This window comes from Protofrankia sp. Cr1, from assembly GCF_963555865.1.
In the GTDB taxonomy this organism is placed as follows: Bacteria; Actinomycetota; Actinomycetes; order Frankiales; family Frankiaceae; genus Protofrankia.
This window is the reverse complement of the sequence record NZ_CAUVXO010000397.1, coordinates 1,630-3,602: the sequence shown is the minus strand read 5'-3', so window position 1 is coordinate 3,602 and position 1,973 is coordinate 1,630. Positions and strand designations below refer to the sequence as shown.

At 64.5% G+C, this 1,973-nt stretch carries 3 protein-coding genes and 1 pseudogene; all 4 read right to left on the bottom strand.

Annotated features, from left to right (window positions below; translation table 11 throughout):
- The coding region (locus U9980_RS28705; protein WP_416210354.1) for a hypothetical protein at positions 1-61 on the bottom strand (61 nt) is incomplete at its 3' end.
- Positions 62-432: 371 nt separating this feature from the next.
- Positions 433-867: pseudogene (locus U9980_RS28700) on the bottom strand (group II intron reverse transcriptase/maturase); the annotation flags it as partial.
- 244 nt (positions 868-1,111) lie between these two features.
- Positions 1,112-1,522, bottom strand: coding sequence for a type II toxin-antitoxin system VapC family toxin (locus tag U9980_RS22235; RefSeq protein WP_322769707.1), 411 nt, complete (start codon positions 1,520-1,522; stop codon positions 1,112-1,114).
- Positions 1,519-1,767 (bottom strand): antitoxin, encoded by a 249-nt coding sequence (locus U9980_RS22230; protein ID WP_322769706.1) that lies wholly within the window; start codon positions 1,765-1,767, stop codon positions 1,519-1,521. The genes U9980_RS22235 and U9980_RS22230 overlap by 4 nt, the downstream gene beginning before the upstream one ends.
- Between the last annotated feature and the right edge of the window lie 206 nt (positions 1,768-1,973).

Here is a 1,973-nt window from a genome sequence, read left to right as displayed (position 1 = left end):
CGTGGGTGCCCGAGGTAACCGCGAGCGCGCGCTCGGCACCGTGAAACTCGGCGAACTCCATCTCGAACAGGTCGACCTCATGGCCGCCGATCCGCCACCACTGCCCTTTTCCAAGGCGCGGATCAGTCCGATCATCCCGCGCCCGGGTCGGTCGTACGCTTGAGTCCACGGATGTGGTGTACGGATAGCGACCGGTTTGCGACATACCGTGTGGGAGGTTTGTGATGTAGGACGGCCACCGTGTAGATCCTCTTCGAGAACCAGCGAAGAACTCGTTGAGGAGGAGTACGCAATGGCCGTACGGCCGACTGTGACCGACCCGGAAGACGTCGGCAAGGAGCTGATGGCGGCGAGTCCGGACCTGCTCGGGGCCACGAGAGTCTTTCTCCGCAGCCCGATCATGATACGTGCCCACTCGGGCAGTGGCCCCCTCGATTGTGTGAGGTCCGCGAGCTTGCGAACCTGGTGGATTTCCACGTCGGTCCGCGTTGCGCACAGTTCACATCGACTCACCTGGAGCCTGTGGATCAGCTCCTTGCGGCGGGTACCAACCGAGGCGGGTCCGCGGTCATCGAGGACCGCTTTCTTTTGCCTTTTCAGTGGGATGCCTCCGAACCTCGCTACCAGTTCCTTGCCGTCGGCGCGTTCGACGGTGGCCTCGAAGCACGCACGTGGCCCGTGCGGTGTTTGGCAGATGACACCGTATTTCCGTGCCATCTTTGTCACCGACGAGCGGTGCTTCGCCGCCAGCGTCTTGAGCATGGAGGTTCCCATGACCCATTGCAGCCGGTTGAGCCGGTAGACATCGCCGGCCAGCAGATAGTACTGGGCGACGCCCCTGAATTCGGCCCCGTAAATCCTGACGATGTCGTGGTCGGTCAGGTTGACAAGATGGGGCCGACGCTCGGGTTTTCCGCTGCGATGCCGGAATCCAGGCAGTCACTGAAACAGCGCCAACACCCGGCCCGCCGTTGTCGCGGTATGTAGTTACCCTGCGGGAGGGCATTCAGATGGTCGGCACTGATCAGTTCGTCCCCACGGGCCACGACGGTCCAACTTCGCCTTCTGCCATGTCGAGGTCCGGACACGTCGTGGGGTGATGGCGAGGCGGTCAGATTGTCCAGTCCTGCCAGCTCAGGCCGGCTACTCGACTGAACTCGGAGGTGTTGGCGGTGACTACTGTGAGCCCACGCCGGACCGCCTGGGCTGCGATCAGCAGGTCGTAGGCGCCGATCGGCTGGCCGTCCTTCTCCAGCGCGGCGCGTACCTGGCCGGCGGTACGGGCGTCCTCGTCATCGAAGTCCAGCAGATCGAAATCGCCGGACAGCAGCACCCGCAGACGCTCGCTGTTTTCCTGGACCTGACTGCTCTTCGCCACGCCGTACCACAGCTCGAACAGCACGACCGACGACAGCGCAAGAGGTTCCCCCGACGCGAGGGCCTCCCGATACCGATCGCGCACGGCGAGCGGCTTGTTCCGCAACAGGGCGACCACCGCGTTGGTGTCCAGAAGATAAGTCACTCGAAGATGTCCTCGCCGACGGGCGTCGCCGGCTGGTTCCTACTGTCCTCAAACAGCGGCACGTCGGCAAACCGGTCCAGCTCGGCGAACCACGCATCGACATCCGACGCGATCGGCTCCAGTAGCACGCCATCTCCCACGTGTCGGACACGCACCCGGTCACCGGGCAGCCGAAACTCCTTCGGCAGCCGCACAGCCTGGCTCCTGCCATGCGTGAACAGCCTCGCGATCGCAGTCTCCGACACGGTACCCTCCCCCGGGCTCCTGGTAGCTATCAAAAGTGTACATCATCAGTGGTCGACGGCCAGCGGGCACTCGACGAGCAAGGGATGGGAGGGCCGAGCCAGCTTTCGACATCGTCGCTGGCACCCGGCCGGACGATCCCGCCCCGCCACCGGCAGCAACGGTCCCAGCACCACCCACTGCGCCTGATCTGCCGGGGCCGGACGGG